Origin of the sequence: Kushneria halocnemicola (assembly GCF_965650455.1) — a bacterium.
GTDB lineage: Bacteria > Pseudomonadota > Gammaproteobacteria > Pseudomonadales > Halomonadaceae > Kushneria.
Genome location: NZ_OZ287968.1, coordinates 1,090,207 through 1,103,603, shown reverse-complemented (window position 1 = coordinate 1,103,603; position 13,397 = coordinate 1,090,207). Strand labels below are relative to the sequence as shown.

The following is a 13,397-nucleotide window of genomic DNA, read 5'->3' as shown; positions in this document are numbered from 1 at the left end:
AGGCGGCTTTCTCTTGAACATGAAAGGCAGAAAAAATCCGGCCCGGTCTGATTACAGATGGGGCTTCAGATCGCCTCGTACAATATCGACAAAGGTAATGAAGCGGGTATCGCGATCATCATCGCTGCGATCCACTCGACACCCCAGCTGCATGGTGTTTTTGACCAGCAGTTCATCGAAAATTTCCAGCGTCACACCGGTGGCCGGCTTGTCACCCGGCGTTATGGCACCTTCTTCAAGCGTAAAGGTTTCCAAAAGGGTCGCCCTGACACGCGTCGTGCCGCCTTCTGCAATCACGCGACGCACGAACAGCCAGCCTTCGCAGGCAAGCTCTTCACCGTTGTCCTGACGGCGACTGAACAGCGTTCGGTAGCACGCGCCCTCGGACGAGGCCCGCTCTGCCATGCTTTTGTAGGAGGCTGTCATGCGTGTCGCCATGGCACCGGATTTGGCCAGTTTCTGTACGGCACCACGATGCTCCTGGTCCAGCTTTTCCTGTTTGGAGAAACGTTGCCAGTGCCGGTATTCCTCTAAGATTGAAGTCACATCCATCCCTGTCGTCGCTGCAAATAGTAATGTCGAAGGCTATCTTGCCGATACATGGCGCTTCTCGCCAGCCCGTCCCCGAAATATGGTCCGTCACGGCCTCGAAATCGAGCGACGATCGACCCTGTATCGGGCAGACCGGCCCGCCATCCGTTACAATCTGTGCATCTGAAAGGCTGATACCCATGGAAAGCGGATCAAAACGATGATGAGAAAGACATGGATGGGCGTTGCCGCGCTGGCACTGATGACAGGATGCGTCTCGGGGCAACACATTGTGGATGATCAGGTGGCCGAAAGTCGCGAAATCAACCCGGTTCAGGGTGTAGACGGGGACTATCTGGGGTCCTTTGCCGTACGCAGGCCCTATACCGATGTCACGCCCACACAGCTTGCACAGTGTATTGATACCGGCGTTGAGCAGCAGCAGGTCAATCTGGCATCAAAAAAGCTGCGCAATCCGATAGGTCAGAGTGACGACATGGCCTTTAATGCCATGACCGGTGACGCAGGCGGTGAGGTATCCGGAATAACCGGCGTGACGCGTCACGAAGGTCGCGAGCTTGCCTATCGTCTGGAAATACAGCGCATGCCCGAGGCCAACTACTACTACTTTGACCGGCTGGGCGAAGCCAGCGGCGGGCAGGGCGGTGAATTTGTCCCGATTGGTGCCTGGACTGATGCCTCACCCCTGCAGGCCACACAGGGACTGGAAGCCGTCGCCGATCGGGTGCAGTCGTGTCTGGAGCGGGGCGCGATCAATCAGCCCGGTGAAGACGCCACCGGTTGGCAGCCCCAGTCCTGACAACGCTGCCAAAAGAGACAGCCCCAGGTTAGACAAGGGCCCCTTCCATGGAAGGGGCCCTTTTTTATGGGCTAACGACTTTAATGGCTAAAACGCCACGATCTGTTCCAGAAAGCGTGGGCCCAGCGCCGGCTCCATGAGCAGGGCAAAGACGACACCGTAGGCCGCCCCCCACAGATGGGCACTGTGATTAACGTTGTCCCCGCCGCGGCGGCCGGCATAGATCGACCAGCCGGTATAGACGATGGCAAAAACGATGGCCGGTACCGGGATCACCAGTACATACAGGGTGGTCCAGGGGGCGGCCAGAATGAAGGCAAACAGAACGGCGGACACGGCACCCGAGGCGCCAAGGCTTCGATAGTTCGGGTCATTTCGATGCGAGAGATAGCTGGGCACGATGGCCGCAATAATACCGCCCAGGTAGAACCCGACAAATCCCGCCACACCGATGTAGGAGACAAAAAAGCGCTCGATGGCGCGCCCGAAGAAAAAAAGCGTAAACATGTTGAAAAAAAGATGCGCGCTGTTGGCATGCACGAAGCCGTGCGTCACGAAGCGATGGACCTGGCCGCGAGCCACCGCCGGTGGCCAGAACAGCAGCTTCTCAAGCAGCCGATGATTGTTGAAGCAGGGCAGGGAGACCGCACAGGTCACCGCAATGATCAAAAGCGTCAGCGTCATGCCTTTCTCGCGTTGAGGATGAGATGCGCTCGATCATAGCGCAGTGCACCACGCCATGCCTGTTTCCCCCGCCACGTATCCCGATGGGCAGCCTCTATCGGTGTCGTTTATGCTGAAAGTCGCCATCACGACAAGATCAACAACGAACGGAGGTGCGCATGAGCGGCTATTACCATGATATCAGTGACAAACGTTATCGCTTCGAGAGCCTTAAAACGCTGATGGCCTGCGCCACGCCCGAGCGTTCCGGCGATCAGCTGGCAGGTATCGCGGCCCCGGACAGCGAAACACGCGCCGCGGCGCAGCTGGCGCTGGCAGAAGTGCCCCTGAGCCGCTTTCTCGAAGAGATGCTGGTGCCCTACGAAGACGACGAGATCACGCGTCTGATAATCGATGGCCATGACCGAGCGGCCTTTGCGCGCGTCGCTCACATGAGCGTGGGTGAGTTTCGCAACTATCTGCTCTCCCACGAGGTCGACAGCGAGACGCTGGCGGCCCTGTCGCCCGGTCTGACCCCTGAAATGGTCGCCGCCGTTGCCAAGATCATGCGCCTGCAGGATCTGGTGCTGGTGGGGCGCAAGTGCCGCGTAGTGACTGCCTTTCGCAATACGATCGGTCTTGAAGGGCGGCTGTCGACCCGGCTGCAGCCCAACCATCCCACGGATCACCCCACCGGCATTGCGGCCAGCATTCTCGATGGACTGTTGTACGGCAACGGGGATGCGGTGATCGGGATCAACCCGGCCACTGACAATACCGGTGCTGTGGTAACGCTTTTGAAGATGCTTGATGACATCATCCATCACTACGAGATCCCCGCCCAGAGCTGTGTGCTCACGCACGTCACCACGGCTATCGAGGCCATCAAGCGCGGCGCGCCCACCGATCTGGTCTTTCAATCCATTGCCGGCACTCAGGCGGCCAATCAGGGCTTTGGCATCGACCTGGCGCTGTTGCAGGAAGGTCAGGACGCGGCGCTGTCGCTGGGGCGCGGCACGGTCGGCAACAACGTCATGTACTTCGAAACGGGGCAGGGCAGCGCGCTGTCGGCCGGCGCGCATCATGACGTCGATCAGCAAACGCTCGAGGCGCGGGCCTACGCCGTGGCGCGTCGTTTCAATCCGCTGCTGGTCAACACGGTGGTGGGCTTTATCGGCCCGGAGTACCTGTTTAACGGCAAGCAGATCATGCGCGCGGGCCTGGAGGATCATTTCTGCGGCAAGCTTTTGGCCGTACCGATGGGCTGCGATGTCTGTTACACCAACCACGCCGAGGCCGATCAGGATGATATGGACGTTCTGCTCACGCTGCTGGGCGCCGCCGGCTGTAACTATGTCATGGGCATTCCGGGATCCGACGACATCATGCTCAACTATCAGACCACCTCCTTTCACGATGCGCTTTACGTGCGCGAGGTACTGGGCCTGCGCGCCGCCCCCGAGTTTGAAACCTGGCTTGAGAGCATGGCGATCACCGACCGCCATGGTCGGATCATCGTGGATCAGAGCCTGCCGGCTCCCTTTGCTCATGCCCTGACGCGGGCGCACTGACCGGAGAGGTCCCATGACAGACCATTCATCAAACCCGACGGAAACCGACGCGACGAGCGTGGTAATCACCAATCCGTGGCAGCAGCTCAGTGAGTACACCGATGCCCGAATCGGGCTGGGGCGCGCTGGCGGCAGTCTACCCACCGCCCCGCACCTGGCCTTTCAGCTGGCTCACGCCCAGGCGCGCGACGCCGTGCATCTTCCCCTGGACACCGAGCAGATGATGGAGTCGCTCGAGTCGCGCTTTGAGAGCGTTGTGCGTCTGCACAGTCAGGCCGGGGACCGCGGCGAGTATCTGCGCCGGCCCGATCTGGGGCGCCAGCTCGATGAGGAAAGCCTTGAGCGGCTGGAGTCGATGAACGTTGAGCAGTGTGATGTGTCGATTGTGGTCGTCGATGGTCTATCGGCGCGTGCCATTCACGAACACGCCGCCACGCTGCTGGATCATTTGGTGCCTGAGTTTGAAGCGCGCGGCTGGTCCGTGGGGCCGGTAGCACTGGTGGAGCAGGGGCGTGTTGCCATCGGCGACCCGGTTGGCGAGGCATTGGGGGCGCGCATGGGACTGGTGCTGATCGGGGAGCGCCCGGGGCTCAGCTCGCCGGACAGTCTGGGCGTCTACTTTACCTGGGGGCCGACCCCGGGCCGGCGCGACAGCGAGCGCAACTGTATCTCCAGCGTTCGCCCGCGGGGACAATCGTTTGACGCCGCTGCAAAGCTGATCCTGTATCTGCTCGATGAAGCCAGCCGCCGCGAGGTCTCCGGCGTCGAGTTGAAGGATGACTCCCAGGTGGATTCCGAGCTCGGCGACGGCAGTCAGGGCAACTTCCTGCTGCCAAAGGATCAGGCGTCTACCCCGGAGTAACCGGATCGAGCGGCGCCGGCACATCATCCGCCAGCGGCCAGCGCGACCAGTCGATGGCCGCCTCAACGTGATCGGCCAGCCGGTCGATCTCGGCCATGCGATGGGCGTCGTAATCAAAGGGCACCGGCGCCGCAAGCCCGGCCCATTCCAGCAGCACGTTCAGCGTGGCCGGGTGGTCGAACACCCCGTGCAGATAGGTGCCCAGAATCCGGCCATCTTCGGAAAGTGCGCCGTCCAGCCGGCCGTCATCGAGGGCAAACACGCCGCGGGCCAGCCCGTCACCGAGACTTTCTCCCACGTGGATCTCATACCCCGTGACGGGTGCGCGCGTCTCTCCCCGCCGACCTTTCAGCAGGCAGTGCCCCGTGACCCGGCGCAGCTGTTTGGTAGCCTTGAGCGTGGTAGAAAGATCCAGCCAGCCCAGCCCCGCGCTATCACCGGCGGGGCCTTCGACACCCTGCGGGTCATCGATGCGCTTGCCCAGCATCTGATAGCCGCCGCAGACACCGATGACCCGGCCACCGTAGCGCAGGTGTCGGGCCAGCACTTGTGACCAGCCCTGCGCGCGAAGCCAGTCCAGATCGGCGCGCACGTTCTTGCTGCCTGGCAGGACGATCAGATCCGCCGCGTCAAGCTCATCCGGGTGACGCACAAAGCGCACGTTGACCTGCGGATGCAGGCGCAGGGCATCAAAGTCCGTGTGGTTGCTGAGGCGCGGCAGCAGGATGACCGCAACGTTGAGCCCGTCCGCTGCACCGGTGCTGTTGCCAGCGCGGGATAGGCCGTCTTCGGCTTCCAGATGGAGATCCTCGAGCCAGGGGATGACGGCCAGTACCGGCTTGCCGGTACGCGCTTCGAGCCATTCAAGGCCGGGTTTTAGCAGATTGATGTCGCCACGAAATCGGTTGATGACCAGTCCCACGACCCGCTCGCGCTCCGAGGCGCGGATGATATCCAGCGTCCCCACCAGGTGGGCAAAAACGCCGCCTCGATCGATATCGGCCACCAGAATGACCGGGCAGTCCACGGCCTCGGCAAAGCCCATGTTGGCCAGGTCATGCTCACGCAGGTTGATCTCGGCGGCACTGCCGGCGCCTTCGACCACGACCCGGTCGTAGTCATTACAGAGCCGGTCATGGGCGGCCACCACCTGTTCCAGCAGCCGGGGCTTGTAGGCGTAGTACTCGGCGGCCTTCATGTGGCCGATGGCATGCCCCGCGACGATCACCTGAGAGCCCTGATCGCAGGTGGGCTTTAACAGCACCGGGTTGAAATCGACATGGGCGTCCACTTCCGCGGCCATGGCCTGCACGGCCTGGGCGCGGCCGATCTCGCCGCCCTCCACGGTGACGGCGCTGTTGAGCGCCATGTTTTGCGGCTTGAAGGGGGCGACCCGGCGCCCGCGGCGCGTCAGAATGCGGCAGATGGCGGTCACCAGCGCGCTCTTGCCGGCATCCGAGGTCGTGCCTTGGACCATCAGGGTGCGGGACGCCCGGAAACGATCTGTCTGACTCATGACGCGCGCTCCTCCTGTTCGTCGATGCCCAGCAGCAGATCACGCAGTCGCGTCTGGTAGTCTGCCGGAGACTGCCACAGCCCGCGGGCGATGGCGTCCATCAGCGTTTCGCCCATCTCCTTGAGCGCCTGCGGATTGTGATCGTTCAAAAAGCGCTGATTGTCGGCATCCAGCACCAGCGCATCGGTAATCTGCTCGTACTGATAGTCACTGACCAGCGCGGTGGTGGCGTCCCAGGCAAACAGATAATCCACGCTGGCCGCCATCTCGAAAGCGCCCTTGTAGCCGTGGCGCTGCATGGCGCTGATCCATTTCGGGTTGGTCACGCGCGAGCGCATGACCCGGTTGAGCTCTTCTTTCAGGGTGCGCATGCGTGGGCTTGCCGGGTTGGCATGATCGCCGAAATAAAGTGCCGGGGTGGCGCCCTGCTGGCGAGCGGCGGCGTTCATGCCGCCCTGAAACTGGCTGTAGTCCCCCGAGTCGAGCAGGTCATGCTCGCGGTTGTCCTGATTCTGGACGATGCCCTCCAGCGTTGAGAGCCGCTTTTCAAAGGCCGCCATGGCAGGCTCGCCCTCGACTCCCTTGCCGTAGGCGTAGCCGCCCCAGTTGACGTAGGCGCGCGCCAGATCGGCTTCCTCCTGCCAGTGGCCGTTGTCCAGCAGTTTCTGAACGCCGGCGCCAAAGGTGCCCGGGCGGGCGCCGAAAATGCGAAAACCGGCTTGGCGGCGCGCCGTGGTCTCATCGACGCCGTCAGCCAGCAGTGCGTCGCGCCGGGCCTCGACGTTGGCGGCGATGGTGTTGCCGTTGCCCGGCTCGTTGAGATCGACGAGTTTTTGAACCGCGCTGTCATAAAGCGCGATCAACCCCGGGAAGGCGTCGCGGAAAAATCCGGACACCCGCAGGGTCACATCCACCCGCGGGCGGCCGAGCAGAAAGCCGGGAATGATCTCAAAATCGATCACCCGCTGGGAGCCGGCGGCCCAGATCGGGCGTACGCCCATCAGCGCAAAGGCCTGGGCGATGTCATCACCGCCCGTGCGCATGGTGGCCGTCCCCCACACCGACAGCCCCAGGCTTGTCGGGTAGTCACCGTGCTCCTGCAGGTGGCGCATGATCAAGGCATCGGCCGATTTTTGCCCCAGTGTCCAGGCGGTTCTGGTGGGCATGGCGCGGCTATCCACGCTGTAGAAGTTGCGCCCGGTCGGCAGCGTGTCGAGTCGGCCGCGGCTGGGCGCACCGCTGGCGCCCGGCGGCACGAACTTACCGGACAGGCCGTCCATCAGCGCCGAAAGTTCGTTCTCCACGCTCTGGTGCAGCAGTGGCAGCAGGGTCTCGCGCATGAAGTCGATCACGGCCCGGGTCTGTGGCCAGTCATCATCACAAGGTAGCCCGGCATCGGATGACAGCACGTGCTGCTCGATCAGCTGTGCCCCGAAAATCTCCAGGCGTTCCCGGGTATGGGCCGAGCTGCGCCAGGTACCAGCCTCCAGGCTGGCCAGCCTTTCAGGCCATGGGCCCTGCCAGGGCCAGGCCTCGAGCGCCAGTGGATCAAACTCTTCGTGCACTTCGAAAAGGCCCAGATCCGCGGCCATCGCCTGCAGAAGGCTGCGCTCATGGGGCTGACTGCCGCGCGACAGCCGCACCAGCGCCATCAGCGTATCGCGCAGCGAGTCGTGTTCCGGCAGCTCGCCGAGCACATGCAGGCCGTCACGAATCTGGGCCTCCTTGATGTCGCACAGATAGTTGTCCAGCGCGTCCAGCAGGGTCTGATCGTCTTTCAGCGCCTCATCAATTGAAGGCCGGTCGCCGCTACTGGCCGAAGGCGACAGGCTGAGCTCTTCGAGCACATGGGTGTTGCGCACCCGCTCGATGATCGCCTCGCGCAGGAACTGCTCGCGGCGCTGATCGAGCCCAAGGGCCTGGTAATACTCATCGGTGAGCCGCTCGAGCTCGGCCAGATCGTCATGGATGCCGGCACGCGTCATGGGTGGCATCAGGTGGTCGATGATCACTGCCTGCGTGCGGCGTTTGGCCTGGGCGCCTTCACCAGGGTCGTTGACGATAAACGGGTAGAGATGCGGCATGGGGCCGAGCACGATATCCGGCCAGCAGGTCTCCGACAGCGCCGTGCCCTTGCCGGGCAGCCACTCGAGATTGCCGTGCTTGCCGACGTGAACGAAGGCGTCGACGCCATAGACGTGGCGCAGCCAGAAGTAGAAGGCCAGGTAGCCGTGGGTGGGCGGCAGGTCCGGGTCGTGATAGGCCGCGTTCTGGTCGATATCAAAGCCGCGCGCCGGCTGCACGCCGACAAAGGTTTCCCCCAGGCGCATGCCGGCAATCATCAACCGCCCCTGGCGATGGAGCGGATCATTGGTCGGCGCGCCCCAGCGCGCCATCACGACCTGCTGGCATGCCAGGGGCAGCCGGGCGAAATGATGCTCGTAGTCGGCCAGCGCCAGACTCTGTGATGCGGGTCGGCTGTCCATATACGCGGCGTCGTTGGTCACTGTCTGGGTCAGCCACTCGATCAACGCCGTCGGGTCATGGGGCAGGGCGTCCGTGACCGGATAGCCCTGCTCGCGCAGGCGCTGCAGAATGTTGAGCGTCGAGGCGGGCGTATCGAGCCCAACGCCGTTGCCAATACGCGCATCGCTGGAAGGGTAGTTGGCCAGCACCAGCGCCACGCGCTTGTCCTGATTGGGTTTCTCGGCAAGGCTGACCCAGCGCCTTGCCAGTTCGGTGACAAAGCGGGCGCGTTCCTCATGAAGCGCGTGGATCACGATATCGTGCTGACAGCGCGTGGAGTGATAGTGCGCCGACTTGAAGGCAACGGGGCGGGTGATGATACGCCCGTCCAGCTCCGGTAGCGCCACCTGCATGGCGATATCGCGCGGGCGAAGGCCCATGGGCTGGGTTTGCCAGTCCTCGAGCGTGGTCCCCACCATGATCAGTTGCAGGATGGGGATATGGCGCGTCCAGGGGTGTTGATAGCCGGCATGGTCGGCATCCGTGCTGGCGGCCAGGGCAAAGCCGGTCGTGTTGAGCATGATGGATGCATGGCTCTGCTCGATCAGCGCATCGAGCGTGTTCAGGCAAAACGACTCCTTGAGCGAGGCCACGGCCACCGGCAACACGTTGAATCCGCCTGCCTCGAGAATACTGATCAGGCCATCGAAAACGCTGGTATTGCCCTGCTGAAGATGGCTTCGATAGAACACCAGCGCCGCCACCGGACGCCCCGGCTGCCAGCGCGCCTGAAGGTGTGGCAGCGTCTCTCGTGTCGGCCGGGCCTCTGTCTGGTCGCTGCCGGGCACATGCAGCACGACCCGCGGCAGCGGGTGAGGCTCACGCCACGGCCTGGGGCGTTCCAGAAAGCAGTCATCGAGCCAGTCGAGCAGGGCGCGGGTATTGTCCGGGCCACCTTCACGCAGGTAGCGCCACACCCGATGGGCCTGTTGATAGCTGACCGTGCCGGCACTCAGCAGACTCTCGTCCTCGACATCCTCGCCGGGCACCACGATCAGCGTGCGACCGCTGCACTGTGCCCACTCCTTTAACTGCTTGAGGCCATAGTCCCAGTAGGACGCGCCGCCCAGTAATGAGAGCACCACCACGCGGGCACCATTGGGGGCCTCATCGCCGCGCTGATCCAGTACCCGGTCGCGGTAGAGATCAAACGCGGCCGGCTTTAACAGGTTCATCCAGTTGGCCAGGCGAACGCTGATCTCGCGGCCGGCCTCATCGGCCTCGATCACGGTGGCCAGCAGGGCCAGTGCGCTGTCGGCGGCCGACAGGATCACCAGTTCGGCAGGCGATTGACCAAGATCGACAATGCCGTTGTCATCGCTGAACCCGCCGGGCTGGGCGGCGAAAAGGTGCATGACGCATGCTCCGCTATAGGGCTTTCGGGTTTTGAACTCAGCTGACGCGTTCGTGCTGCTCGGCCTCGGACAGGGCGCGCTGCAGACGGTCACGATCCAGATCCTTGCCGATCACCACCAGCCGGGTCTGGCGCGTCTCGTCGCTGCGCCAGGGGCGGTCAAAGTGGTGAGTAAGCCGGTTGCCCACGGCGTGCAGTACCTGGCGCATGGGTTTGCCGACATCGACAAATCCTTTCACCCGATAAATGGTCTGCTCGGCGAGTTCCTGCTCCAGCGCCTGAACCAGCATCTTGCTGTCCACGCTCGCCAGGGTGATCACGCAGGAGTCGAAGTCGTCATGGGCATGGTGATGCTCGCGGCCATGGGCATGATGATCATCATGGTGGGTATGAATGTCGTCGGCCCGGCCTTCGGAGGCCAGCTGCATGCCCATGACCGCGGCTACATCGACTTCGCCGTGGGTGGCCCAGAGGGTTTTCACCCGCTCGGGCAGCTCGCCGCGCAGCTGCTGTTCGAGCACGCGCCGCGCTTCATCGTCCAGCGCATCGCCCTTGCTGATGATGACCAGATCCGCCGAGGCGAGCTGATCATCGAGCAGCTCCTGAAGGCTCGGGTCGTGATCCAGACTCTCGTCGGCCTGACGCTGCGCTTCGATACGTTCGTGATCATGGGCGACCCGGCCGGCAGCGAGGGCCGGGCCATCGACCACGGTGATAACGCTGTCCACCGTGCAGAACTGCTTGATATCCGGCCAGTTGAAGGCCTGTACCAGCGGCTTGGGCAGGGCCAGACCGGAGGTCTCGATCAGGATGTGATCGATCTGGTCGCGGCGCTCGACCAGCTTTTGCATTACCGGCAAAAACTCTTCTTCTACCGTGCAGCAGATACAGCCGTTGGCGAGCTCGAAGACGCCCTGTTCGCGCTCGACGACCTCGTTTTCCTCGCAGGCTTCGAGCTGGCAGCTGCGCACCAGTTCAGCGTCGACATCCAGCTCGCCGAATTCATTGACGATCACGGCGATACGCTTGCCGCCGGCGTTGCGTAACAGATGCGAGAGCAGGGTGGTCTTGCCGCTGCCGAGAAAGCCGGTCACCACGGTGGCGGGGATCTTGTGCAGCTCGGGGCGTGAAGATTCGATAGGGGACATGAGACTCTCCTGATGATACGGGTTATTCGGTAAGGGCCATGTAGGATGCCGGCGTGGCCAGTGCACAGGTGGCGCTGGCGCACTGCTGGCGATTGATGAGCAGTCGGGCCGTCGCGCCGGTGTACTGGCGAATGGCGGCAAGGGCGGCGGCTTCGGCCACGCCGGGCACATCATGCACACGGCGGGTTGTCTCGCTGACCTGGCTCATGTCGGGTTCGCTTTCCCGTAAAGCCTCTTTTGACAGCGCGATCAACGGGCAGTGACACGCCCTGGCCAGTGAGGTGATGGCGGTCTCGTGCTGGCGGCCTTCAAGCGTGGCCACCAGCGTGATCTGATCCGGCTGCAGCCCGGCCAGCGCCAGGGTTTGCACAGCCAGCGTCATGAGCGCCTCCGGCGGACAATCACTCCGACAGCCCACACCGAGGGCAATCGGGCCCCGTTCGGGCTCATTCGGCATGCTGATACCGCTCAACATGGGCCGATGGCGTTGGTATTGCTTCCCCGCTCAGCAGCATGGCCACGGCGGCAGGATTGGAGGGGAAGAACAGGTGCAGATAGCTGGCGGTCAGTCGACCGCGGCGAAAGATTGCCTCGCCTGGTGCCGGGTGGCTGGCACGACGGCCATACGCAATCGGTTCCAGCGTGTCGTGGCTTCGGGAGTGATGATGCGCATGGCCGCGAATCTCGCCCTCCGGCAGAGGGGCGCTCTGCATGCCCTGACAGCCGCGTTTGGTGCGCATCTCGCCGTGACCGGGCAGCACGCCGGCCATGGGGTGGCAGATGCCGTCCTGGTCGGTCAGGGTCTGCTGCAGATAGAGCATGCCGCCGCACTCGGCGAGAATGGGCAGATCGCGTGCATCAAGGTGTCGAATGGCCTCGCACATGGCGTGATTGGCGCCCAGCGCCGCGGCGTGCAGTTCCGGATAGCCGCCCGGCAGCCACAGAGCATCGAGGGCCTCCGGCAGGCTTGTGTCTGACAGAGGCGAAAACCAGCACAGCTCGGCCCCCATGGCTTCCAGTAGTCGGGTGTTGGCGGCGTAGATAAAGCTGAACGCTGCATCCCTTGCGACACCGATACGCTTGCCGGCCAGCGCGCGAGGCGGCGTGTCGATCGCCTGAGGTTCGAACGCTACCGCCGGGGGCAGCTCGGTCAGGGCCTGGCCTTCGAGCAGATCGGCGGCAGCATCGAGTCGAGCATCAAGGGACAGGCTGTCAGGATCTTCCGCCTCGCCGGGCTGGATCAGCCCCAGATGGCGTGAAGGCAGGGCAAGTCGCGCCTCTCGGGGCATGGCGGCCAGTAGCTGGACATCGTTGGGCAGGCTGTCTTCGATCAGTTGGCGGTGTCGCTCGCTGCCCAGGGCGTTGGCGACCAGACCGTGAAAGCGCATCTCCGGGCGGTAGCGGGCCAGCCCCAGACCGATGGCCGCCACGGTCTGCGCCATGCCGCGGGCATTGATGACGCAGGCCACCGGAATATCAAACGCCACTGCCAGATCGGCACTCGATGGCGTGCCGTCATACAACCCCATGGCGCCTTCGATCAGAATCAGGTCGGCCTTACGGGCGGCGCGGTACAGCTGTTCACGGCAGAAGGTGTCACCGGCCATCCACAGATCCAGCGGTTCCACCGACGCGCCCGAGGCCAGTGCCAGTATCTGCGGGTCCAGATAGTCGGGTCCTGTCTTGAAGACCACGACTCGGCGACCCTGGCGGCTGTGGTAGCGTGCCAGCGCCGCAGTCACTGTGGTCTTGCCCTGACCTGAGGCCATGGCAGAGAGAAAAAGGGCCGGGCAGTATGCGGTGGTCTGCATTAGTATTCGATCCCCGCCTGCGCCTTGACGCCGAGCCGGAAGGCGTGGCGCTCGTCGTGAATCACACTGATGGTATCGGCGATCTCCTGCACCTCACGCGCCATGGTGCGTCCGGTAATCATGACGTTTTGATGCGTCGGGCGCGCCTGGAGGGCCCGGGCAACCTGTTCGGCATCGAGATAGCCGTACTTGATCATGTAGGAGAGTTCATCAAAGAGCAGAAAGTCGTACTGCGCATCCATGAGCAGTCTTTCGGCCAGCGCCCAGGCCTCCTGCGCTGCCTGACGCTCTCGTTCGGGGTCGCGTACTTCCCAGCTGAAGCCGTGGCCCATGACGTGAAAGTCGACCTGCGGGTGTTCGTTGAAAAAAAGGTACTCGCCGGTGGCGCGCCGCCCCTTGATGAACTGGATCACCGCGCAGCGCTGTCCGTGGCCCATGGCGCGGGCCATGGTGCCAAAGGCCGAGCTGCTTTTGCCCTTGCCGTTGCCCTTGAGCACGATCAAAACACCGCGTTCCTGATCGGCATTGGCAATACGCTCATCGACGATGCGCTTTTTGGTCGCCATGCGCTGCTGATAGCGGCTGGTGTCCTGGT

11 protein-coding genes are annotated in these 13,397 nt (G+C 63.3%); 3 read left to right on the top strand and 8 right to left on the bottom strand.

Annotation, left to right across the window (positions count from 1 at the left end; translation table 11 throughout):
* Positions 1 to 51 precede the first annotated feature (51 nt).
* The gene (locus ACS92L_RS04980) at positions 52 to 552 is read right to left on the bottom strand and encodes a hypothetical protein (RefSeq protein WP_438767420.1); all 501 of its coding nucleotides are present in this window, start codon (positions 550 to 552) and stop codon (positions 52 to 54) included.
* A gap of 199 nt (positions 553 to 751) precedes the next feature.
* Between ACS92L_RS04980 and ACS92L_RS04975 the strand changes: the two genes are divergently transcribed.
* On the top strand, positions 752 to 1,351 hold the full coding sequence (locus ACS92L_RS04975; protein WP_438767419.1) for a hypothetical protein: 600 nt from the start codon (positions 752 to 754) through the stop codon (positions 1,349 to 1,351).
* An 87-nt stretch (positions 1,352 to 1,438) separates the two neighbouring features.
* Here the strand turns inward: ACS92L_RS04975 and ACS92L_RS04970 are convergent, their stop codons facing one another.
* Positions 1,439 to 2,035: a rhomboid family intramembrane serine protease gene (locus ACS92L_RS04970; protein WP_438767418.1), complete on the bottom strand. Its 597-nt coding sequence runs from the start codon at positions 2,033 to 2,035 to the stop codon at positions 1,439 to 1,441.
* Between the two features lie 158 nt (positions 2,036 to 2,193).
* Between ACS92L_RS04970 and ACS92L_RS04965 the strand changes: the two genes are divergently transcribed.
* On the top strand, positions 2,194 to 3,585 hold the full coding sequence (locus ACS92L_RS04965; RefSeq protein ID WP_438767416.1) for an ethanolamine ammonia-lyase subunit EutB: 1,392 nt from the start codon (positions 2,194 to 2,196) through the stop codon (positions 3,583 to 3,585).
* 13 nt (positions 3,586 to 3,598) lie between these two features.
* Positions 3,599 to 4,447 (top strand): ethanolamine ammonia-lyase subunit EutC, encoded by an 849-nt coding sequence (eutC, locus tag ACS92L_RS04960; protein WP_438767415.1) that lies wholly within the window; start codon positions 3,599 to 3,601, stop codon positions 4,445 to 4,447.
* Here eutC and ACS92L_RS04955 read toward each other — a convergent pair.
* The 6 genes from ACS92L_RS04955 to cobO form a co-directional block, all read right to left on the bottom strand.
* Entirely contained in the window at positions 4,434 to 5,963 is a 1,530-nt protein-coding gene (locus ACS92L_RS04955) for a cobyric acid synthase (RefSeq protein ID WP_438767414.1), read from the bottom strand. The genes eutC and ACS92L_RS04955 overlap by 14 nt on opposite strands.
* Positions 5,960 to 9,844: a cobaltochelatase subunit CobN gene (gene cobN, locus ACS92L_RS04950; protein WP_438767412.1), complete on the bottom strand. Its 3,885-nt coding sequence runs from the start codon at positions 9,842 to 9,844 to the stop codon at positions 5,960 to 5,962. The genes ACS92L_RS04955 and cobN overlap by 4 nt, the downstream gene beginning before the upstream one ends.
* 37 nt (positions 9,845 to 9,881) lie before the next feature.
* The gene (cobW, locus tag ACS92L_RS04945; RefSeq protein ID WP_438767410.1) at positions 9,882 to 10,991 is read right to left on the bottom strand and encodes a cobalamin biosynthesis protein CobW; all 1,110 of its coding nucleotides are present in this window, start codon (positions 10,989 to 10,991) and stop codon (positions 9,882 to 9,884) included.
* 22 nt (positions 10,992 to 11,013) lie between these two features.
* On the bottom strand, positions 11,014 to 11,373 hold the full coding sequence (locus ACS92L_RS04940; protein ID WP_438767408.1) for a cobalamin biosynthesis protein: 360 nt from the start codon (positions 11,371 to 11,373) through the stop codon (positions 11,014 to 11,016).
* A gap of 64 nt (positions 11,374 to 11,437) precedes the next feature.
* Positions 11,438 to 12,802 (bottom strand): cobyrinate a,c-diamide synthase, encoded by a 1,365-nt coding sequence (locus ACS92L_RS04935; RefSeq protein WP_438767407.1) that lies wholly within the window; start codon positions 12,800 to 12,802, stop codon positions 11,438 to 11,440.
* Entirely contained in the window at positions 12,802 to 13,368 is a 567-nt protein-coding gene (gene cobO / locus ACS92L_RS04930; RefSeq protein WP_438768418.1) for a cob(I)yrinic acid a,c-diamide adenosyltransferase, read from the bottom strand. Before cobO ends, ACS92L_RS04935 begins: the two co-directional genes overlap by 1 nt.
* Between the last annotated feature and the right edge of the window lie 29 nt (positions 13,369 to 13,397).

What these genes read in the sequence shown, in the direction of transcription:
- ACS92L_RS04980 (WP_438767420.1), bottom strand. Translation starts at nt 552, where the DNA reads ATGGATGTGACTTCAATCTTAGAGGAATACCGGCACTGGCAACGTTTC.
- ACS92L_RS04975 (WP_438767419.1), top strand. Translation starts at nt 752, where the DNA reads ATGATGAGAAAGACATGGATGGGCGTTGCCGCGCTGGCACTGATGACA.
- ACS92L_RS04970 (WP_438767418.1), bottom strand. Translation starts at nt 2,035, where the DNA reads ATGACGCTGACGCTTTTGATCATTGCGGTGACCTGTGCGGTCTCCCTG.
- ACS92L_RS04965 (WP_438767416.1), top strand. Translation starts at nt 2,194, where the DNA reads ATGAGCGGCTATTACCATGATATCAGTGACAAACGTTATCGCTTCGAG.
- eutC (WP_438767415.1), top strand. Translation starts at nt 3,599, where the DNA reads ATGACAGACCATTCATCAAACCCGACGGAAACCGACGCGACGAGCGTG.
- ACS92L_RS04955 (WP_438767414.1), bottom strand. Translation starts at nt 5,963, where the DNA reads ATGAGTCAGACAGATCGTTTCCGGGCGTCCCGCACCCTGATGGTCCAA.
- cobN (WP_438767412.1), bottom strand. Translation starts at nt 9,844, where the DNA reads ATGCACCTTTTCGCCGCCCAGCCCGGCGGGTTCAGCGATGACAACGGC.
- cobW (WP_438767410.1), bottom strand. Translation starts at nt 10,991, where the DNA reads ATGTCCCCTATCGAATCTTCACGCCCCGAGCTGCACAAGATCCCCGCC.
- ACS92L_RS04940 (WP_438767408.1), bottom strand. Translation starts at nt 11,373, where the DNA reads ATGACGCTGGCTGTGCAAACCCTGGCGCTGGCCGGGCTGCAGCCGGAT.
- ACS92L_RS04935 (WP_438767407.1), bottom strand. Translation starts at nt 12,802, where the DNA reads ATGCAGACCACCGCATACTGCCCGGCCCTTTTTCTCTCTGCCATGGCC.
- cobO (WP_438768418.1), bottom strand. Translation starts at nt 13,368, where the DNA reads ATGGCGACCAAAAAGCGCATCGTCGATGAGCGTATTGCCAATGCCGAT.